The organism is Bdellovibrio bacteriovorus, from assembly GCF_025558485.1.
In the GTDB taxonomy this organism is placed as follows: Bacteria; Bdellovibrionota; Bdellovibrionia; order Bdellovibrionales; family Bdellovibrionaceae; genus Bdellovibrio; species Bdellovibrio bacteriovorus_G.
Genome location: NZ_CP102930.1, coordinates 645672 through 665142 on the forward strand (window position 1 = coordinate 645672; position 19471 = coordinate 665142).

Genomic DNA, 19471 nt, shown 5'->3' on the forward strand with positions numbered 1-19471 from the left:
TTTACCTTTTGCTGCCATTTTAGTTCTCCTTGTTATTTCTTATTTGTCGGAACATTCATCAAAGCTGCAAACGGGTTGTTGAACGGGTTTGCTGGTTTCATTGGAGCCTGAGCCGGTCTGCCAGCCGGTGGACGCTGACCCTGACCCATTGGGCGGGAAGCACCACGGTTTTCCGGACGTCTTTCGCCACGAGGAGCCGACGCTTCCGGAGCATCGTCCATTTTCATCGTCAATGAAATCTGGTTCTTAACCACATCCACTTTCAAAACCTTTACGGTCACATGGTCACCTGGGTTCACCACTTTACGAGGGTCATCCACGAACTTGTGAGACAATGCAGAGATATGCACCAGACCATCCTGGTGAACACCGATATCCACGAACGCACCAAAGTTGGTCACATTCGTCACGATACCCGGGCAGATCATACCCTCAGTCAGATCCTTCACTTCCATGATATCATCACGGAACTGGAACACCTTGAACGGATCACGCGGATCGCGGCCTGGTTTTTCAAGTTCTTTTACGATGTCATCAAAGGTGAACTCACCCACCAGCTGCGCCCATTTGCTTCTTTGGGAAACCAGTTTCTTCGCACCTTCGCCGATAACATCAGACAAAGACACGCCCAGGTCTTTCGCCATGTCCGTCACCGCCTGGTAACGCTCAGGGTGAATACCAGTGGAATCCAGAACATGTTTGCTTTGTGGGATTCTTAGGAAACCCGCCGCCTGTTCGAAAACTTTGGCAGAGAATTTTGGAACTTTCAAAAGCTCAGAACGCTCGTTGAACAGGGCTTTCTTACGAGCCTCAACGATCCCTTTTGCCAATGCCGGGCCGATACCCGCCACGTGCGAAAGAAGCGCTGCTGATGCCGTGTTCACGTCAACACCCACGTTATTCACGCAGGACTCAACTACGGCTTCCAGGGACTTTTTCAACTGAGACTGATTCACATCGTGCTGGTACTGACCAACGCCGATGGATTTTGGATCGACCTTAACAAGCTCAGCCAATGGATCCTGCAAACGACGTGCGATAGAGATCGCACCCTTAACAGTGACATCCAGATCCGGGAACTCTTCACGAGCCACTTCGGAAGCCGAGTACACGGATGCACCGGACTCAGAAACCATCACAACCGGGATGTTTTTACCCAGGTCTTTCAGAACTTTCTTCAGGAAGGCTTCAGTCTCGCGACCGGCAGTTCCGTTACCGACAGCAATCGCCTCGATCTGGATCTGCTTCATCACGTCGCCGAACAGAACTTTGGCTTTTCTGTCAGCATCGTCACCCAAAGTGTAAAGAACCGTGTGGGAAATGAAGGCGCCGGATTTGTCGATCAGGGCCACTTTACAGCCTGTTCTTTACACTTTGGGTGACGATGATCGCCTCGATCTGGATCTGCTTCATCACATCACCGAATAAAACTTTCGCTTTTCTGTCAGCATCATCACCCAAAGTGTAAAGAACAGTGTGAGAAATGAAAGCACCGGATTTATCGATCAAGGCCACTTTACAGCCCGTTCTTAAACCAGGGTCCACACCCAGAACACATTTAGGTCCATACGGAGAAGCCAACAACAGCTTACGCACGTTTTCAGCAAAGACCGTGATGGCATCCTGATCCGCTTTTTCTTTCAACTGACGGTGAACCTCGTTCACAACAGAAGGCAGAACATAAACGTTCAGCGCCAGACGAGCGCACTGTTTCAGATAATCGCCGATGGCATTGTCCGGAGTGCTGGTTGCGAAGTTTTCATAGGATTTCAAAATAGCTTCGTCGTCACCTTTAACGTCAACGGAAAGCTCTTCTTCCTGCCAGCCGCGTCTCATCGCCAGATAGCGGTGATTGTTTTTCGCGTCCATCAGGTTTTTAACCGGCTCTTCAAATTCCTTGTACATTTCGTACTTGGAGTTTGCCTTGTAGCCCTTGGCTGCTTTCGCCACCACACGACCGCTGTCGTTGTAGTTTTTCGCCACCATCGCACGAAGGTCGGCATCATTGGCGATTTTTTCGACGATGATGTCCTGAGCACCTTTAAGCGCTTCTTCGTAGGTGTTGATTTTTGCAGTTGGATTGAGGAAGTTTTTCGCCTTCATCTCCATAGTCTGATCGTCTTTGATCAGGCCATGGCCCATTTCCCAGATCCAGTTTGCCAAAGGTTCCAAGCCCGCTTCGCGCGCGATGGTTGCTTTGGTTTTCTTTTTCTTTTTGAATGGTTTGTAGATTTCTTCCAACTCGCCCAGATCCCAGGAAAGCTCGATACGCTTCTGGATTTCTGCCGTCAGGTTGTTTTGTTCGCCGATTTCTTTAATCAGGAACGCCTTACGCTTGACGATTTCGTTGAAAGTTTCGTGACCTTCGATCACAGCGCGGATCTGAACCTCGTCCAGATTGCCTGTTTTCTCTTTACGGTAACGTGCGATGAACGGAACGGTCGCTCCTTCTGCCGCTAGTTCGATCACAGCCTGTGCTGACTTAGCGGGAACGGTTGGAGCAATACGAGCCAAATAACTCTGAAGAGCCTGATCCATAGAACCTCTAGATTTAATTGGAAATGTTAGAAGATATTAAATCGGTATTATTTATGACGGAATTGGATCAAGCCATGAGAAGGATCGTAAGGAGAAACCCCCACGCTCACACGGTCACCAACAACCACACGGATATTAAAGCGTCTCATTTTTCCGCAAAGCTTTGCGTTAATGATAACTTTATTATCAAGTTCAATTTTGTATAGACCACCCGCAAGGGCGTCGATCACTTTTCCGTCAATTTGTACCAAATCGTCTTTTGCCATGCAGATAAATTTCTAGGTCAGTTTCTGGTGCCTTGCAATACTTTTCTGCCCGGCACCCGGTGAAACATCAGATTAGGACAGCTTTCTGTTGCTGATCAGCATACGCTTGCTGTCCTCAAAAAGAACTTCCAAACGATCGTATTCATTGGAAAGAATGAAACCCCAGCCAAAGATTTTATGTTGTAGCGGAGTCTTTGCCTCAAATTGACCCGAAATGCTGTAGGTCGGGGCTTTCATGGCCTTGTACTTCTCATGAAGCTCGTGCCATTTCACCTGATCGTCGGACATGCCGGTCTTGTCGATTTTGACTTTCTTTTCTTTTTTCGGAGCCTCGACAACTTCCGCCGCCGGAGCAGCTTCCACCAGCTTCAACTTTTTCTCAGGTTTTTCAGCCTTCGGAGCTTTTGCCGGAGCAGGAGCTTTTTCAACCGGCTTCGCCGCCTTCGGAGCTGGCTTGGCAGGAGCCGCAGACTTAACTTCCTTTTTCGCAGGAGCCTTTGTCGCTTTGACTTCCTTTACAGGTTTAGCAGGTTTTGCAGCAGGCTTCGCAGGTTTAGCCGCCTTCGCAGGGGCTTTTGCCGGAGCTTTCTTCGCTACCGGTTTTGCCGTGGGCTTTGCTGTCTTCTTTGCCTTTGCCTTTGCCGCAGGTGCTTCCTTTTTCGCAGCCTTTTTCGCCATCTCGTTTCCTCTCCAAAATTAAAGGTGAGAAAGAATCAAAAAGTGTCTATATAAGCAGCTTTATACTATCACCCAGTGTCTTGACATCAAAAAAATAATAGTAAAGTGTTAGCGCGAGGCATCACTATGATTACAGCACAAGTTATCAAAGAGCTAAATTCCCCTGATCTTAACTTCGTTTCCGGCTCTATGGAAGCTATTGCTTCCAAAGTTCTTCCTCCGGAACTCTGCGATTCAGAAAGTTTGGTTTTTGTTTCCAAGCCCGAGCAACTTGCAGCAGCGTTGACGGCACAGGCCCCAATCATTGTAGCGCACAAAGCACTGACACTTCCTGCTGACAGCAAGTCCACTTTATTCCTGGCCAATTCTGCACAACTGGCGATGGCTGCCATCCTGCCTTTGTTCGATGGAAAAATGAACCGCTTCAATCAGACGGAAAAAATCCATCCCACGGCAGTGATCCACCCGACCGCACATTTGGGGAAAAACGTCTGCCTTGGCCCCTATGCGGTTATCGGAGAACAAGCCAAAATCGGTGAAGGCACGACCATCGGCGCCCACACCGTGGTTGAATCCTTTGCCGAAGTCGGTGATCACAGCTTGTTGCATCCCCATGTTTTCCTGGGTTCACACTGTGTTCTGGGAGCTCGCTGCGAAATTCATCCTCACACTACGATCGGCTCTGACGGCTTTGCCTTTGTCATGAATAAAGAAGGGCATCAGAAGAAAATCCCGCAGATCGGCCGCGTGGTTATCGGTAACGACGTGGAACTGGGTGCGAACTGCGCCATCGACCGCGCCGCCCTGACTGAAACCCGCATTGGCAATGGCACCAAAATGGATAACTTCTGCCACATCGCCCACAACGTGATCATCGGTGAAAACTGCGTGATGGCGGCAAAATTCAGCGTGGCGGGATCAAGTAAAATTGGCAACAACTGCATGTTCGGCGGTGAAGTCGCGGTTTCTGACCACGTCACCATCACAGATCGCGTGGTTATCGCAGGGCGTGGCGCTGTGACCTTCAATCTAACAGAGTCCGGCCAGTACGGCGGCTACCCGCTGGAGCCTTTGCGTGACGCCCTTAAAACATTGACCAACAAAACCCACATCACACGCATCCGCAAAGACCTTGCCCGTGTGATCAAACATCTTGGCCTTAAAGAAGAATAACAAGGAGACTTCTTAATGACGTATCAGTTCTATAAAATCATGCACTTCCTGGGTCTTATGACTCTGTTCTTCGGCTTGGGCGGACTTCTGGTTGCGAACTACGCACGCGTGCAACTGAACAAACAAGCACGCATCATGTGCTTTGCGACTCACGGTTTGGGTTTGATGTTATTGCTGGTCGGTGGCTTCGGCATGATGGCCAAACTGGGCATCATGGGTGCCATGCCGGGCTGGTTGTACGGCAAACTTCTGATCTGGGTGCTTCTGGGCGTTGCTGTATCCCTGATCAAAAGAAAAGGCTACATCGGCTGGCCTATCGCCATCCTGCTTTTGGTTCTGGGAACCACAGCTGCGATCTTTGCGATCAACAAACCTTTCTAAAAAATTATGACAGCTTAAAATAAAAAACCGAGGTCAAGGCCTCGGTTTTTTATTTTCAACTATTTGCACTTCACTTGGGCTTCAACGAAGTATTCCCAGCCGGAATCATCCTCTTCGTAAACCAGGCTGCCTGTACCATCATCAGAAACCTCCAGTTTTACGAAATATTCCGTGCGGCTGCCGTAAGCAGTGGTGATTTTAGTACGACCACCGATCGTACGATACACACGGGTGTTTTCACCGACCCATTCATTTTCATAGTCCGCACCCGCGAATTTCACGGTCGCATAGTCGTTGTTATCAACAGAAATTTCCAGATGTACTGGAGCCTGTTCTTCTGTCCTGCCTTCGCAGACATAGGATTTCGCCGCAAAGCTTTCTGCGGAAAACAACATCATCACAGCAACTGCACTCATCCAACGTTTCATTTTAATCTCCATAAACACTGGTTGAAATATTACTTAATCGGTTCCGGAAGGTTGCACTGAACCATGTAACCTTCGTTTGTTGTGCGCACCCAGTTCACCTGCTGGGCTGAAAACTCCTGCGTCGCTTCGCGCTCACCGACCTTCAGGTTTTGCAGGAAGATCATCGAACCCGGAACTGTCGCTTCAGGATCGTTTTCAATCAACAACTGATACTGAATCACCGTACTTTCATCACCGAACTGGATCTGGATAAATTTTCCGTAATCCTGATCAATGACGATATTCATCATGTAGGCTTCGCGCTCTTTCAGCACCACACCGTCATTTGAAAGACGGCATTCCACTTTTTGAACCACTTCATTCGAGGTCAATCCGGCCCAGGCCATCCCCGGTAAAAGACTGATCAGCAAAAACACAATCTTCATAAAATCCCCCTCTAAGGATACAGCAGGCAGCCCCGCAAGACCGCCCACGGGCAACTAGAACATGGAATACTTCAGGAAGCGGCATTCGATATTGCCGTTAAATACGAAGTGCTTACGGGTGGATTTCAACTTCAGATCCGCAATCAGCTCTTTGTTGCCGGATAGAATCCATGCATCCCACCCCTTGAATCGGTGCTTCAGGGTAAAGCCCAGATCACGATACACGTCACGCAGGTTGTCCTCGTCACCGATACGAGCACCATACGGCGGATTCACGACAATCAGACCTTTTTCAACCGGTGGCTCCACCGTTGCGACAGATTCTTTTTTGAATTCGATCACCTGATCCACACCAGCACGTTTGGCGTTATCTTTGGCATTCATCAAAACGCGTTTGTCGATATCAAAGCCGTAGAACTTAAATGGAAGCTCCTCTTTTTCCGCGTCCATGGCTTCCTGAACAACCTTTTCCCAGGCGTCCTCTTCATAGTTCAGCCAGTTTTGGAAACCGAAACGTTTGCGATTCACACCCGGAGCAATGTTCATGGACATCATCGCCGCTTCGATCAGGAAAGTGCCGGAACCGCACATGAAATCCACCAGCGGACTTTGACCGTCCCATTCAGACAGACGCAACAGACCCGCCGCCAGATTTTCCTTCAAAGGGGCATCGCCCACTTCCTTGCGGTAACCGCGCTTAAACAAGCTGTCACCGGAAGTGTCAATCGCCACGTTGAATTGATTTTTAATCGCACGAACATGGATGCGCAAAGACGGATTTTCGTTATCGACGTCAGGACGCACACCGAATTTTTCACGGAATTGATCGACGATAGCGTCTTTGACCTTCATCGCAACAAAGCGCTGGTCACGCATTTTGGAATCGGACACGCTGGCATCAATGGAAATAGTCTGCGTCGGTTTGATGTATTTGGTGAAATCATGGCGAAGAATTTGATTGTACAATTCTTCGGGTTGATAAGCCGTGAAATCCAAAACAGGTTTCAGGATACGGCTGGCAAGGCGGGAGTGAAGGTTGGCTTTATAGCAGCCTTCCCAGTTACTCTCAAAGAACACGCCCCCGATGTAACGATTGGTGACTTTAAGTCCCAGATCTTTCAATTCTTGTTCTAACGGTTCAACAAGTCCACGGGCTGTGGAAGCAAAAAACTCAGGCATGGGGCAGTCCTTTCTGTGGTTTAAGAAAGCCCAGTCCCTATGCGCTGAGCTTCCCTCCGCCAGCCAGGACTCCCCAATGGAATCCTAGACTTCGCGGTACTGTGGTCCACCGCCCCCTTCAGGAACGGTCCACTCGATGTTTTCGAATGGGCACTTAATATCACAAGTCTTGCAGTGAATACAGTTCGTATAATTGATTTGTAAGTCCTTCTTACCTGCTTCTTTTGTGGACGGCACCATCTCATAAACAGAGGCCGGGCAGAAATGATTACATGGTGATTTGTACTGAGGCTCACATACCGTGCGGCAGATATCCCCGTCCTTCAAAATAAGGTGGTTTGGGGAATCCTCGTCATGCATGGTGCCCGTCAAATAAACGCTGGAAAGCTTATCAAAGAACAGCTCGCTATCCGGTTTCGGAAGCTTGTTGTCCTCGTGGTCCAAACCATAAGGTCCCCAGATATCCACCACCTTTTCGGTCGTTTCGGCGTCTATATGGTCAATAGGCATTGGGTCCTGAAGGCCACGGCCGCCCGTGATCTCTTGCAGGGCCAGCAAAGGCATGCTTTCCACGATGCCCTTGCTTAGTGCCTGGTGGAAGTTACGCACACGATAAAGCTCAGATTTCACATAACCCGCTTCAATACGGTCAGAATAAGCCTTGGTGGTGCTTTCAGAGAAATCAGCACCCTTAGCCAAACCATCCACGATAGTTTCCGCCGCCTGCATACCCGACTTCATTGCCAAGTGGATGCCTTTTAGCTTCTGAACATCCACCATGCTGGCAGAGTCCCCGCACACCATAAAGCCATCGCCGTAAAGCTTCGGCATGGAATACCAACCCCCGGCCGGCAAAGTCTTACCGCCGTATGCGACAACCTTGCCGCCCTTCAACATGCTTTTCAGGAACGGGTGAGTTTTCAATTTTTGCAGTTCACGGTGCGGGTCCAACAAAGGATCGTTGGTATCCAGGTACGCGACCAAGCCCACGATGATCTTATCACCCGGCAAAGTGTAGATGAAAGTACCACCGATGGACTTGGACAACGGGAAGCCCATGGTATGGATAACCTGACCTGCTTCCACCGTGCCCGGAGGCATCTGAATGATCTCTTTCACGCCCTCTTCAAAAACCTCTTTGTTTTTGCCAGCGCGAAGATCCAGCTTCTTTTCAACTTGTTTGAACAAAGATCCACGCGTGCCTTCAGCGAAGATCACCACTTTAGATTTCAGGATCAAACCCGGCTCGAAGTTGGCTTTTGGATTGCCATTCTTGTCGCGGCCCTTATCGCCCGTGCGAACACCGACGATTTTGTTGCCTTCATACAAAGCCTCCACAGCCGCAAAGCCCGGGAAGATGTTGATGCCTTTTTCTTCACATTTTGTTCCCAGCCAGCGGTTGAACTTGCTTAAAGAAACAATGTAGTTGCCTTCGTTATGGAACGGCGGCGGAGTGATTGGCAGTTTGAAAGAAAAATCAGAGCCCAGATAATAAACAGCATCTTTTTTCACTTCAGAGTCCAGAGGGCAGCCCTCGTCCTTGAAGTTCGGAATCAGTTCCTGCAAAGCTTTTGGATTTAGAACCGCGCCCGAGAAACTGTGGGCACCGACTTCGGAAGCTTTTTCCAGAACCACGATCATTTGTTCAGGAATCTGTTCGCCCTGTTTGCGGCCCGTAGAAACATCTTCGTTGTGTTTCTGAATTTGATTTTGCAGGTGAAGGGCACAGGACAATCCCGCGGCACCACCACCGACGATCAGAACATCGACGTCCATCGTTTCGCGTGTAACACCTTCAGGCAGTTGATCGTTTACAGACATATTTTCTCCATTCAATTCAATACACTTCTGGCAAAAGGCCTATTCTTCCATCGGCTCGTCTTTGACTTCAGCCTGCGGGGCCAACTTGCGCGGCGGAGTCGACAACTGGGACTGCACTTTCAAATCCTCTTCGTCACGACCACCGGGATAAAGGCGTTTTTTAGCCTTTGCAGCGATCTCTGCTTCGCGAGCCTCATCGTACTGAGGCTCTACCGCATCCTGAGCCAGCGCGGATTGAACACCTACTGAGGATAGCAGAAATAAACATAAGAAAACTCGGATCATATCCAGCTCCATCTTCTGCGCTCGGGCGCATATTAAAAGCTAACTGAGAATGTTGTCATTGAAATATTGCAGGAATTCCGGAACTCAGTCCAGAAAGTTCTGGACCACGCCATGCTCTAGGGCACAGGCAATCGGCGATGAAACTTCATCGGGATCTGGCGGCGCACAGACTCAATGCGATCGCGAGTTAATTTGGAAATGGTCACACCGGGGGTCCTTTTTTCGATCTGCCCGACAACAGTACCCCAAGGATCAATGATCAGAGTATGGCCATAGGTCTCGCGCGTGCCTCCGCGCAGTCCATGATGGGTGCCCCCTTGAGCGGCCGCAATCACATAAGATTGATTCTCAATCGCACGGGCCCGCAACAGGATCTCCCAATGCGCCTCCCCGGTTTTTACCAGGAATGCCGCTGGCAGCAGAATCACATCCACTTCCTTACGCGCATACTGGGAAAACAGCTCGGCAAAACGCACATCGTAACAGATCGCCTCACCGATTTTAAATCCGTCCACCTCAATCATGCTTGGAGTCTGCCCATGGCGAAACACATCGGATTCGCGCAGCGGGGCCTGCCCATCAAGCTGAATGTCGAACAAATGCATTTTCTGGTATGTGGGATGGATGTCCCCCTGATCTGTGATCAGCACGGACGAATTATAAAGATGCCCTTCCAGATACAGTGGCACTGATCCCAGATGCAGATAAGTATTATGTTTTTTGGCAAGGTCTGCGAGTTGGGCAAAGGCCGGATGACTGACCGTCATGCCTTCGATTTTTTCGCCCTCTTTCAGTCGTAGATACAGACAGTTTTCAGGAAAGCTGACAAAGCGCGGAGAGGCATTTTTAAAAGCCTCTCTCAGAAGTTCTTCCATCTGAGTGACGTTGGTTGCGACGTCATCCACAGACGTCATTTGAATCGCGGCAACAACCAGCTCTGCACTCATAATGGCTCCTTTTTATTATTCTGCTGAATTCAGCAGAACATTGGACGTGCGTGCCTCTTTAACCTCGCGGCAATTCCATTTGGCGTCTTCCAGATTTTTTCTGACATTGGAAACAAATTCCGCACAGGAATTATGATTCTGACCGGAGCCGATGACTTCATCCACACCCTGCTTGGTGTAGATTGTGCGGCAGATTTGATCTTTGTCGATTTCAACACGCAGAGTGCGCACTGTTTTATTATGTTTGCACAAAACCAAAGAATCGCCCAGTTCAGCAGCCTGAGCTAAAGACGAACCTAGGGACGAAAAAAAAAGCACCGTCATCGTTACCGAGAACAGTGCTTTTAGTTTATTTGCTTTAAAGATTTGGTCCTGTTTCAAGCTGCTCTCCTCTTTTAACAAGTTGGCCGAAATTAATACTTCTAAACTCAACTTAGATTTTACGCAGCTATGTAAGAGACTAAAACGAAGAGATCGCTTTAAGGACCAAATTTAGACTTTGTCTTAGGCAAACTTTGCCCGGTTGATCTCGTCAGAACAACCGGATGAAAGACTATGCAGATTTAGACTTAGTCGCTTTTTTAGTCTTCTTTTCTTTAGAAGCGCCTTCAACCAACTTCACATTGGAGTAGTCGATGAAGCCTTCTTTTTTCAAAAGACCGTCTTTTTTGTCGTAGTGTGTTTGTACTTTCACACCTTGAACTTGGATTTTCATAGCTTTTGCATCAACAGCAATTACAGAACCCTTCTTACCTTTGTCAGAGCCTGTGATAACTTGTACTGTCGCGCCTTTTTTGATTTTCAATTTCATGTCGGCCAGCCTTATTAGTTCTTAATTTTCTTCTTAATTCTCATTTTAACTGCCAAAGCTCTTTTAGAAAGCTTGGAGTCATCTTGATTAAGAATGAAGTTATCGAAACCGCCAACGTGTTCCATGTCACGGATAGCGCTTGCTGCGATTTGCAATCTAACCATTTGGTTCAGAACGCGGCTAAAGATGCGTTTTTTCTGAACATTTGGTAGAGCAGTTGACTTCGTTTTAATGTTGGAGTGGCTGACCAAGTTCTTAACAATGGGGCCTTTTCCCGTTACTTCACATTTGCTCATTCTAAGCTCCTCTGGCTCATCTCTTACAGGCAGGCCTAAGGCCCGCTAACTGGCTACAAGTCTGGATTGGCGCCTATTGGCGCGGCAAAACAAGAAACAACCATATAAAGTAAAAAGACACTTGATGGCAACTGTTTTTTCTCGTATACACAAGAACTCGCTAACCAATAGGAAATCGAAAGAGGATAGTAATGAAAAAGACAACTCGTAGCAAATACCGTCAGGAATTCTCTGGTGACCACGTATTCGATTACAAAGATCCAGCATCTTTGACTCGTTTCATCGGTGACGGTGGTAAAATCACTCCATCCAGAATCTCTAAACTTTCCGTTGCTCAACAGAAAAAAGTTGCTGCAGCTGTTAAGAAATCCCGCAATTTGGCTCTATTGCCATCTGGCTCTGACTCTTACGATACATTCCACAGAGCAGAAGCAATTTCTCCAGTTCCTTTCGAGATCTAATTCGATCTGAACTAAATAGAGATTTCCTGATTGGAAAGACAAAAAAGCCGGTGATGAACCGGCTTTTTTGCGTTTTAAACCTGCTTTTTAAGCCCCTACGACTTCTTCCGGGACAATTTCCACCAGCACCAGGCCGTCACAGCCACCATCGCCATGTAACTTTTACTGGACCATTGATGCAGCACAGGACCCGGAATTCCAATAAATGAAAGCTGCTCAAAAGGTATCCCCCAGTTCGCCAGCCGAATCCCCAAAATAGGGAGCGCAAACAATGTCCAAAACTGCATAACTATGACAAACCACAGCATTTGACTGAGCTGTGCCCGGCGATATTCCCAAACCATCAAAATAGCCGGAAGGATCACAAACAAGGTCCCCGCCATTGTCGCCGCGATCTGGCGATCCTCAACGCCCCGGAACAGGGCCACGACAGCGATGATAACTATAAACTGGGCAATCAAATATCCAAGGAAGGCATTTCGTCTCATATCCTAGAAGCTAGACCAGCCCCAAAGACAACTCAAGACCCAGGGCAGCCGAAACCCCTTTAAATTGCAGCAGACGTCCGGCACCGTCCGGTCCCCGGCTTGCACTAAGAGGTTCCCAACAACTTAAACAAATGGGGGAACCATGAAACTGTCATCACTAAATCTTCTGCTTCTGCAAAACCAACTTAAAAACTTTGGCTTGAATCCTGCCGAATGGAGTCTGTTCAAGATTCAGAACTTCGGCTTCCGCATTCAGCATCGCGACGACCATGATCTGGTCCTGTATGGCCAAATGGAATATCGCGATCAAAGACCTCGTTGGAAGTCTTTGGAAATCTCTTTGTAATTAACTAATAAACTTCACAGCGCACGGAAAACAGACTGCGATTCCAGATGTCCTGTTCAGACAGGACCAGCGTGACCTTGCGAGGCTCTGCTGCCACATAATTAGGGTCTGCAGAGGGAGGAATCTCTTCACCCGGGAACTTTTCGTAAACTCTTCTGCGGAAGTTGGTCCAGGCCTCTTCTCCGTTAGCGCGTGTGTAGATGTTCTTCAGACGACAAAAAATTGCGATTTCTGCGTCTTGCATCCATCCGAATCTCTCCAATCCCGGCTCTGGAGGCTTAGTCCCCCACGCCAGCCGCGCCATCAACTCCATCCCGTCATTCAGGGCGGAGCGGACTTCGGCCATCTCATAAAGCTGAGGTGTGCATTCCGCTGACGCCTTGCCGACCCCTTCCGCCACTTGACGCAGAATCGTAAAGTATTCATAACAGGACCCGGCACTATTCCCCAACTGACATGCCTCTTTTGCACGCACAATCGTCGGCGGGATTTTGTTCTTCTTGTAGAGCGTTGGGAAGATGTTGCCTTTTTGCAACTCCTTGAAGGTTTCAGCTTGAGTGTCGCACACGGAATGAGGCGGACTCATGACCATAAAGACAAAAATAGCTGCGACCAGAACAAGGATGGCAAGGACAGGCTTCGGCAACGAGTTCAAAAAGTTTTCCATGGAAAAAAGGATAGCTTATATTGCGCGTTAGAATCTAGTAGTTTGACAAGTGCCCACCCAATTATGTAGTTTCCATTACCTGTCGGGGAGTAGCGCAGTCTGGTAGCGCATCTGGTTTGGGACCAGAGGGTCGTAGGTTCGAATCCTATCTCCCCGACCAATTTACAAAAAAGCCGAGTGCAATCGAAGATTGTAGTCGGCTTTTTTGTTTTTCGGACCTGGTGATAGGTTTCGAAGTTACAGGTCAAGCTTGGGTCGTGGGTTCGCTCGCCCTAGCAGGATGCTAGCACGAGCCCCATCCCCGCTGACACCCTTGAGGATTTCACAAGCACCCTCATGGAAAGCCTGACGGCAAAACTTCACTCCAATATTGATGAGATATTCAAAAACAAATAGCTTTGTCAGGATTCTGTTTTCTTATCTGAGCCGCACCAAGACATCCCACCTTTCAAGATTGAAACACTAAAACCCCTTTGATACTCGTCAGATATCTTCTCGTTGAAGATATTGTACGACCAACAAGGGGGAAATGTGGGCCGTTCTTTGATTCTATTGTCAGCCGCACTGGTTTTAACATCTATCACAGCCAAAGCAGACCTTCGCAGTGATCTGAAAAAACAGGTCACTTCCGACCACCACCCGATTTCTTACGACAAAGCCCAGGTAGAGCTTCTTGGAAATGTTGCACTTATTAGACTAAGTGACGGCTCTTACGCCATTGACGAAGTTTATTGCTCCACTCCTTATGGTCAAACCCACCTTGGTAACGGAGTTGGCCCAAGAAAAGAGCCTTCTTCCATGATCATCAACGTCGAACACACCGTCGCCCAGTCCTGGTTCAAGGGACGCCACTATTTCAATGTCGGCAAAGCGGATCTTCACCATCTTTACCCGACAGATTCCAGAGCCAATTCCATGCGCGGTAATTTCGCATTTGGCGATGTCAGCACAATTAAAAATGCACCAAGATGTTTTGACGAACAAAGACAGGACATCTCCACAGAGTCAAAACTAGGCAAAGGCGGCGGCAGCGAACTGGTTTTTGAACCGCCCACTAAACACAAAGGCAATGTTGCCAGAGCCGTATTTTACTTTGCCGTTCGCTATGACTTCCCGTTGCCTGCTGCTCAGGAAGCAACTCTGCGCCGCTGGAATAAGCTTGATCCTGTGGACCAGTCAGAACTGGAACGCAATAACGCCATTGAAAGAATTCAAGGCAATCGCAATCCATTCATTGATCACCCCGAGTACGTTGATCAAATCTCCAAGTTTTAGCCCACAAGGCTAAAACACGCGGCCCCAACACCTCGCTGACAGTTTCCGCACGCCTGATGGGGCTTAAACAACAGCCACACCTTCAAGTCCATTAAATACGTCCTGAAGTGGGAATGGTTATCGCACCATTCCCCTTCGAAAGCTCTGTTCTTGTGGAGTTGGGAAATCCGTCCCAAGGCCACGGAGCAGAATCAACCCTTTAGGAGTATTTATGAATACATTCGTAAAAGCCCTGCTGTTTTCCACGACTTTTCTAACGATCACGACGGCACAGGCCGACACTGCCACATCCGAAATCTGCCGAATCGTCAGCCCGGTGGCACACACAACAAAGTATCTAAGCGTAAGCGGGGATGACAATTTAAAGACCGTGCAAATCCTGAATGGCTTTTCCAACCACAGAAAATCGCAGGATGCTGTCCTGAAAACATATCATGTAAAGTATCGCAACCAAACAGGCCCTATGATTTACTACACTGGCTCCGGCGTCCAGTTCCGTGCCGTGACAGACGATTCCAGTGGCTACGACTATGCATTGATCATCTTCGATTCTTTGGGGGAAATGACAACTCTTCTGGCGACCTGCAAATAGAATCGCCAGATTGCAGTTTCAAGGCCTTGAGACCGCTGATCTCAAGGCCCATCATCTCATCTACAAACCAAAAACCGTCTTGGCGAACTTGGTTGAATCACCACTGGCGAAGACTTCGGCTTTGCCGCCCATACACTTCATCTCTCCGGATTCCTGCATCACAAAACAATTATATCCGGGTCCAGAGGACACATCTTTCACGCCTTCAGTCACCACCGTGACAGGGCCATCGGCAAAGCTTCGGGCGATTTTGGTTCCATCCCCCATTTCGCCGGAGCTATTCTCACCCCAGCATTTCAGGGACCTCTGGTCTCCGACAATCGCACAAACAGAGTTATATCCACCAAATGAAACTTTTTTAGCACCTTCCAACATTTTCTGCGGCGTCGAAGTTAAACCAAGACCAAAACCGGATCCCCAACAATACAGATCGCCGTTGGTTTTTATCGCACAGGCCTGGGACGATTGCTGGCGACCACCGGCAAAAATGCTCTGAACATCCGTCAAAATCGGGTCTGACGGAATACTTAAAAGATTCGTGGTGTTTCCCTGACCCAACTCTCCATTGGCACCACGCCCCCAACAGCGAACCTCACCTGCCTGATTTAAATAGCAACTCGAACTGTCCATCAGCGCAACGTCCGTCACACCACCTGCAACCACCTCAAATGGTGTGGTTTGACTCGTGGTCGTGCCCGGCTGAATTTGCCCAAAGTCATTTTTACCCCAGCACTTCAATGCTCCTGAATTCAGAACTGCACAGCCGCCGTTTGAACTCATCGCGACCTTGACCACATCCTTTTCCAAGATCATCGCCTTGTTTATAATCGACAATCTTTGGTGCCACCAAAATCTGATCACGGATATTGATCTCTGTCATGGACAGCACACCGCCGGTGCCAAGCTGATTCTGCGCCAACACCAGACGCAAACGTCTTTCCGGTCCGGCCGTCGAATGGCTAAGAAGGCGGACCGTCAGATACTCGACACTCGAGCCTATTCCAAAACTGACATACTTTGAAGACAGCTGAAAATCTGAAGCTGTCGCTTCGCCCATTGTTTCAATCGACACTTTAAAAGGAATCGGGGCCGGCGCATTTAAAACCACCGGGATCAGAATATCCACGGCACTGCTGTCAACCTCGACGGTCTGTGTGCTGGATGCAAATGATGCGGTTAAAATCGATGTGTAAGTAAGAACCTGTGATGTTCACTGGGGGAAATCTGCGCCACAAAATTCGCATTTCTGGTGTTGCTGGCCACCTGAATCGGCAAACGCGGACTGCCTGACACCGAAACTGGTTGATCATATTTAACCACGACTTCCAAACTGGTTCCGTCCAGATAGACATCCGTATCCGGCGATTTCAACGATTTAACTTCCGGCACGGTGTTAATCAGTACAGGCGTTGTGCCCGCCAAAGATTTATCAGAGCCCGGATCTGGTAATTTTAAAGCTTCTTGAAGTTCCAGGGCAGTAAACTCATTTTCCTGATTTATCGGCAGGATCTCGCCACCATTCAGACTTATGGCCATGGCCTCGGTATAGTCCAACTTCGCGGCGGAATCACCGGCAACCACCGTATATTCAAAAATCAAAGTGGATGTTCCCGACCCCGATACATAGGCTGCCTTTCGAAGAATGGCCCCCGTGGAAAGTTCCAGCGTCGGACTGCCATTCACCACCATGGCACGATCGAACTCAATCGAAATTGGAATCACTTGTGCTGTTGTAGCCCGAGGTAATGACAAACTTGATATCTCGGAAGTGCTGGCAATCCCCGTCAGGTCTGCCGTAACTTGAGTGACTTTTGGAGGAGTTAATCTGGAGGAAAAGCTGCCTGAAGCCGGACCGTACATCTCTAAATTAAGTGAACAGCCGATCATAAACCAAGCTGTGATCAGCAAAACAGAAATATTTCCCCAAACGTTCCACGAAATATACATGATACTATTTATGGTCTAATTTGGAATTCTTCTTAAGATCCCAGACCTCTTTTACCCAATCTGAGACACAAACTCTCGTTTGCCTTTTTGAAAAAGCAGCGGCACCTTATATCCATGAGCAAAAAGAAACTTTCCCCAAAACAATCCGAAAGCCTTCTCACAACTCTTCAGGAACGATTCGAGAACAATATGCCTCGCCACAAAGGCCTAAAGTGGTCTCAAGTCCAGTCCCGCCTGGAAGCCCACCCTGACAAACTGTGGTCCCTGCAAGAAATGGAAAGTTCCGGCGGTGAACCAGATGTGATCGGATATGATAAGAAAGCGGACAAATTTCTTTTCTGTGATTGTTCAGAAGAAACCCCGAAAGGCCGCCGCAGCATTTGTTATGACCGCCAGGCCCTCAATTCCCGCAAAGAACACAAACCAAAAAACAGCGCCATGGATCTGGCCGCAGAAATGGGCGTGGAAATTCTGACTGAAGAACAGTACCGGGAACTACAAAGCCTGGGTGAATTCGATCTGAAAAGCTCCAGTTGGGTGCTGACCCCGCCTGCTATCCGCAAGCTGGGTGGTGCGATTTTTTGTGACCGCCGCTATGACCATGTCTTTACCTATCATAATGGCGCGGAATCCTACTATGCCGTTCGCGGCTTCCGCGGGTTGTTGAAGGTTTAGATCTTTAATGAGTCCAAGCCTCTGACCCGTTCTTGCAGCGACTGAACAAAGAGATCCTGAAAATCCACATTCATCTCTTTGGTTTTAAAGAACGGGTTCATAATACAAATCCTTGCCAGCACCAGTTCATCGGCGTCGATCCTGCCCTGCCATGAGCTGACAACATTTTCAAAATATCGCGAATAACATTTCTTATAAATCCGGGTTTTTGAAATAAAAAAGTCACTGTGATTATCCGCTGCAAAGGTTTCATAAAGCCGCAAAGTTCGTTCATTCACCTTTTGCAAAGAATCCCCTGGCTGAGCCACGCAGAACCCCAGAAGATTGGCGTCCCCACTGGGAGCCACACGAATATTCGGCACATTTTCCCGCAGGACCTCTTCCATCTCTTTTCTTAGACGAATTGTGCGTGCAATCAGCCGCCCATAACCTTCCTGAGAAAACCCCACACACTGCGCTGTCATCCAGGTCGCAACCGCTCCCGCCGCCGACCGAGAGCCTTCCAATGTAAAAGGCCCCTTGTCCTTGTTAACAGAAAAATTCACGTAAGGTGCCCCAAAGGACCTTTGATAATAGTCCTTTTCGTCAGCAGTGATAAAAGCCCCTGATGAATACGGCACATACCCCAGCTTGTGAGGATCAATGGTGACCGATGTCGCCCGCCCCATCGCTTCAATGGCCTTAAGGCTTTGTTCCGACAGAACACCGCTGACTTCCTGATTTTCCCCTTTTAAAGAACAAAGAAATCCCCCGTAAGCTGCATCCACATGATGCCAGATGTGCCAGCCTTCAACATGGCGGTACATATCCAGCAGCTCTTGCACCTCATGAATCGGATCAATCATGCCCAGCTCTGTTGTTCCTAAAACCGACACCACCATCACAATGGGGCGATCCTCAAGCTGAGCACGCCGAATCTGCCTCTTTAAATCCTGAATATCCAGATGCCCGTGAGCATCCAGTTGCACCGGCCACAAAGCCTCGGCACCCAGGCCAAAAACGTGGGCCGACTTTGTCCAGGAATAATGTTTGTGTTCCGGAATTAACAACACAGGCCCCAGAAAATCACGCCCGATTTTCTGCGAAATTTCCTGTGCTGCTATAAAGGGATTGCCTTCAAATGGGTTCAATCTTTCTGCAGAAGCCTTTACCCCGTGGGAAATTTCGTTATAACTTCGATAACCCATGGCCGCACTGGCAAACGCGGAACAACAACCCTGTTCCAACCCCGCAGCCATCCAATTAACACATCGTGTACGTGCACGATAGACAGCCTCAAAATTTGCAATGGTTCCGCCCGAAGTGAAATGTCCAATACCTTTTCTAAAACCCATCATTTGCGCCAAAGCGGTGATGGCCTCTTCCTCGACGGTGACTCCGACCCAAGAGGACTCACCAGAGATATTATTTGGATTATGTAGCAAAGTCAGAATATGACCGAACAAGGCCGGCAGTGAGGTCTCTGAAAACATGTGACCAATGTAGCGTGGGGAAAATTTTGGAATTTCCTGTTCAAAACGTGATGCCAGTTCCTGCAAGACATCGTCCGTATGCTGACGGCGTTTTATATAATCCGCGGATTCCATATCGGCTGAGGAAACCGCTCTGCCATCACCCGGCCGAAAACTGCGCCGCCATTCAAACCAGGAATTTAAAAGGGCATTGATCTGCGCAGAAACCCACTGACTGTTTTCCGCCTGCGGCCCCAGAAAAAGCCCCTTTAAAGCGGCTTCTTCGGACAGACAGAGCGTTGCTAATTTGTCTTTCATAAAAGCCACCTTAACAAACTCCC

26 protein-coding genes and 1 tRNA gene are annotated in these 19471 nt (G+C 48.6%); 8 read left to right on the plus strand and 19 right to left on the minus strand.

Annotated elements, in window-relative coordinates; translation table 11 throughout:
- Positions 1 to 32: 32 nt before the first annotated feature.
- The 4 genes from EZJ49_RS03280 to EZJ49_RS03295 all read right to left on the minus strand — a co-directional run bounded on the left by EZJ49_RS03280 (position 33) and on the right by EZJ49_RS03295 (position 3482).
- Positions 33 to 1352 carry a helix-hairpin-helix domain-containing protein gene (locus EZJ49_RS03280; protein ID WP_262554302.1) on the minus strand — a complete coding sequence of 440 codons (1320 nt, stop codon included), beginning with the start codon at positions 1350 to 1352 and terminating at the stop codon, positions 33 to 35.
- A 1-nt stretch (position 1353) separates the two neighbouring features.
- Entirely contained in the window at positions 1354 to 2538 is a 1185-nt protein-coding gene (locus EZJ49_RS03285; protein ID WP_262554304.1) for a Tex-like N-terminal domain-containing protein, read from the minus strand.
- Positions 2539 to 2585: 47 nt separating this feature from the next.
- The gene (infA, locus tag EZJ49_RS03290) at positions 2586 to 2804 is read right to left on the minus strand and encodes a translation initiation factor IF-1 (protein ID WP_011163494.1); all 219 of its coding nucleotides are present in this window, start codon (positions 2802 to 2804) and stop codon (positions 2586 to 2588) included.
- Between the two features lie 72 nt (positions 2805 to 2876).
- Positions 2877 to 3482 carry a hypothetical protein gene (locus tag EZJ49_RS03295; RefSeq protein ID WP_262554308.1) on the minus strand — a complete coding sequence of 202 codons (606 nt, stop codon included), beginning with the start codon at positions 3480 to 3482 and terminating at the stop codon, positions 2877 to 2879.
- Positions 3483 to 3608: 126 nt separating this feature from the next.
- Here EZJ49_RS03295 and lpxD point away from each other — a divergent pair, with 126 nt between their 5' ends.
- A complete protein-coding gene (gene lpxD / locus EZJ49_RS03300) occupies positions 3609 to 4655 on the plus strand; it encodes a UDP-3-O-(3-hydroxymyristoyl)glucosamine N-acyltransferase (protein WP_262554310.1) in 1047 nt (348 codons plus the stop codon).
- A 15-nt stretch (positions 4656 to 4670) separates the two neighbouring features.
- Positions 4671 to 5036, plus strand: a complete 366-nt coding sequence (locus EZJ49_RS03305) for a hypothetical protein (RefSeq protein WP_262554312.1) — start codon at positions 4671 to 4673, stop codon at positions 5034 to 5036.
- A gap of 59 nt (positions 5037 to 5095) precedes the next feature.
- On the opposite strand, the gene EZJ49_RS03310 is transcribed toward EZJ49_RS03305, so the two are convergent.
- The 9 genes from EZJ49_RS03310 to rpmB form a co-directional block, all read right to left on the minus strand.
- Positions 5096 to 5464, minus strand: a complete 369-nt coding sequence (locus EZJ49_RS03310; protein ID WP_262554314.1) for a polyketide synthase — start codon at positions 5462 to 5464, stop codon at positions 5096 to 5098.
- Positions 5465 to 5493: 29 nt separating this feature from the next.
- The gene (locus EZJ49_RS03315; RefSeq protein WP_262554316.1) at positions 5494 to 5889 is read right to left on the minus strand and encodes a branched-chain amino acid aminotransferase; all 396 of its coding nucleotides are present in this window, start codon (positions 5887 to 5889) and stop codon (positions 5494 to 5496) included.
- A gap of 54 nt (positions 5890 to 5943) precedes the next feature.
- Positions 5944 to 7068: a class I SAM-dependent RNA methyltransferase gene (locus tag EZJ49_RS03320; RefSeq protein WP_262554318.1), complete on the minus strand. Its 1125-nt coding sequence runs from the start codon at positions 7066 to 7068 to the stop codon at positions 5944 to 5946.
- A gap of 84 nt (positions 7069 to 7152) precedes the next feature.
- Entirely contained in the window at positions 7153 to 8889 is a 1737-nt protein-coding gene (locus EZJ49_RS03325) for an electron transfer flavoprotein-ubiquinone oxidoreductase (RefSeq protein WP_262554319.1), read from the minus strand.
- Between the two features lie 39 nt (positions 8890 to 8928).
- Entirely contained in the window at positions 8929 to 9174 is a 246-nt protein-coding gene (locus EZJ49_RS03330; protein ID WP_262554321.1) for a hypothetical protein, read from the minus strand.
- Positions 9175 to 9290: 116 nt separating this feature from the next.
- Entirely contained in the window at positions 9291 to 10121 is an 831-nt protein-coding gene (locus tag EZJ49_RS03335; RefSeq protein ID WP_262554323.1) for a carbon-nitrogen hydrolase family protein, read from the minus strand.
- A gap of 15 nt (positions 10122 to 10136) precedes the next feature.
- Positions 10137 to 10502 (minus strand): hypothetical protein, encoded by a 366-nt coding sequence (locus tag EZJ49_RS03340; protein ID WP_262554326.1) that lies wholly within the window; start codon positions 10500 to 10502, stop codon positions 10137 to 10139.
- Between the two features lie 172 nt (positions 10503 to 10674).
- Positions 10675 to 10932 carry a KOW motif domain-containing protein gene (locus tag EZJ49_RS03345; protein WP_262554328.1) on the minus strand — a complete coding sequence of 86 codons (258 nt, stop codon included), beginning with the start codon at positions 10930 to 10932 and terminating at the stop codon, positions 10675 to 10677.
- 14 nt (positions 10933 to 10946) lie between these two features.
- Positions 10947 to 11228 (minus strand): 50S ribosomal protein L28, encoded by a 282-nt coding sequence (gene rpmB, locus EZJ49_RS03350; protein ID WP_262554330.1) that lies wholly within the window; start codon positions 11226 to 11228, stop codon positions 10947 to 10949.
- Between the two features lie 191 nt (positions 11229 to 11419).
- Between rpmB and rpsR the strand changes: the two genes are divergently transcribed.
- Positions 11420 to 11689 carry a 30S ribosomal protein S18 gene (gene rpsR / locus EZJ49_RS03355; RefSeq protein ID WP_262554333.1) on the plus strand — a complete coding sequence of 90 codons (270 nt, stop codon included), beginning with the start codon at positions 11420 to 11422 and terminating at the stop codon, positions 11687 to 11689.
- A 95-nt stretch (positions 11690 to 11784) separates the two neighbouring features.
- Here rpsR and EZJ49_RS03360 read toward each other — a convergent pair whose 3' ends face one another.
- Positions 11785 to 12177, minus strand: coding sequence for a hypothetical protein (locus tag EZJ49_RS03360; protein WP_262554334.1), 393 nt, complete (start codon positions 12175 to 12177; stop codon positions 11785 to 11787).
- Positions 12178 to 12319: 142 nt separating this feature from the next.
- Here EZJ49_RS03360 and EZJ49_RS03365 point away from each other — a divergent pair, with 142 nt between their 5' ends.
- Positions 12320 to 12523: a hypothetical protein gene (locus EZJ49_RS03365; RefSeq protein WP_262554336.1), complete on the plus strand. Its 204-nt coding sequence runs from the start codon at positions 12320 to 12322 to the stop codon at positions 12521 to 12523.
- A gap of 4 nt (positions 12524 to 12527) precedes the next feature.
- On the opposite strand, the gene EZJ49_RS03370 is transcribed toward EZJ49_RS03365, so the two are convergent.
- Complete coding sequence (locus tag EZJ49_RS03370; protein WP_262554338.1) at positions 12528 to 13190, minus strand: hypothetical protein; 663 nt, start codon at positions 13188 to 13190, stop codon at positions 12528 to 12530.
- 83 nt (positions 13191 to 13273) lie between these two features.
- Between EZJ49_RS03370 and EZJ49_RS03375 the strand changes: the two genes are divergently transcribed.
- From EZJ49_RS03375 to EZJ49_RS03385, 3 genes are all read left to right on the plus strand, one after another.
- Positions 13274 to 13350 (plus strand) — tRNA-Pro (locus EZJ49_RS03375).
- A 371-nt stretch (positions 13351 to 13721) separates the two neighbouring features.
- Positions 13722 to 14465: an endonuclease I family protein gene (locus tag EZJ49_RS03380; protein WP_262554340.1), complete on the plus strand. Its 744-nt coding sequence runs from the start codon at positions 13722 to 13724 to the stop codon at positions 14463 to 14465.
- A gap of 211 nt (positions 14466 to 14676) precedes the next feature.
- Positions 14677 to 15057 (plus strand): hypothetical protein, encoded by a 381-nt coding sequence (locus EZJ49_RS03385; RefSeq protein ID WP_262554341.1) that lies wholly within the window; start codon positions 14677 to 14679, stop codon positions 15055 to 15057.
- Positions 15058 to 15117: 60 nt separating this feature from the next.
- On the opposite strand, the gene EZJ49_RS03390 is transcribed toward EZJ49_RS03385, so the two are convergent.
- From EZJ49_RS03390 to EZJ49_RS03400, 3 genes are read right to left on the minus strand one after another with little or no spacing between them, the layout of a single operon-like run.
- The gene (locus EZJ49_RS03390; protein ID WP_262554344.1) at positions 15118 to 15837 is read right to left on the minus strand and encodes an RCC1 domain-containing protein; all 720 of its coding nucleotides are present in this window, start codon (positions 15835 to 15837) and stop codon (positions 15118 to 15120) included.
- Positions 15779 to 16183, minus strand: a complete 405-nt coding sequence (locus EZJ49_RS03395; RefSeq protein WP_262554346.1) for a hypothetical protein — start codon at positions 16181 to 16183, stop codon at positions 15779 to 15781. The genes EZJ49_RS03390 and EZJ49_RS03395 overlap by 59 nt, the downstream gene beginning before the upstream one ends.
- A 50-nt stretch (positions 16184 to 16233) precedes the next feature.
- The gene (locus EZJ49_RS03400; protein ID WP_262554348.1) at positions 16234 to 17004 is read right to left on the minus strand and encodes a hypothetical protein; all 771 of its coding nucleotides are present in this window, start codon (positions 17002 to 17004) and stop codon (positions 16234 to 16236) included.
- 114 nt (positions 17005 to 17118) lie between these two features.
- On the opposite strand from EZJ49_RS03400, the gene EZJ49_RS03405 reads away from it, so the two are divergent.
- The gene (locus EZJ49_RS03405; protein ID WP_262554349.1) at positions 17119 to 17679 is read left to right on the plus strand and encodes a DUF4256 domain-containing protein; all 561 of its coding nucleotides are present in this window, start codon (positions 17119 to 17121) and stop codon (positions 17677 to 17679) included.
- Here EZJ49_RS03405 and EZJ49_RS03410 read toward each other — a convergent pair.
- On the minus strand, positions 17676 to 19448 hold the full coding sequence (locus EZJ49_RS03410; protein WP_262554350.1) for a pyridoxal phosphate-dependent decarboxylase family protein: 1773 nt from the start codon (positions 19446 to 19448) through the stop codon (positions 17676 to 17678). The two genes, EZJ49_RS03405 and EZJ49_RS03410, sit on opposite strands and share 4 nt — an antisense overlap.
- Between the last annotated feature and the right edge of the window lie 23 nt (positions 19449 to 19471).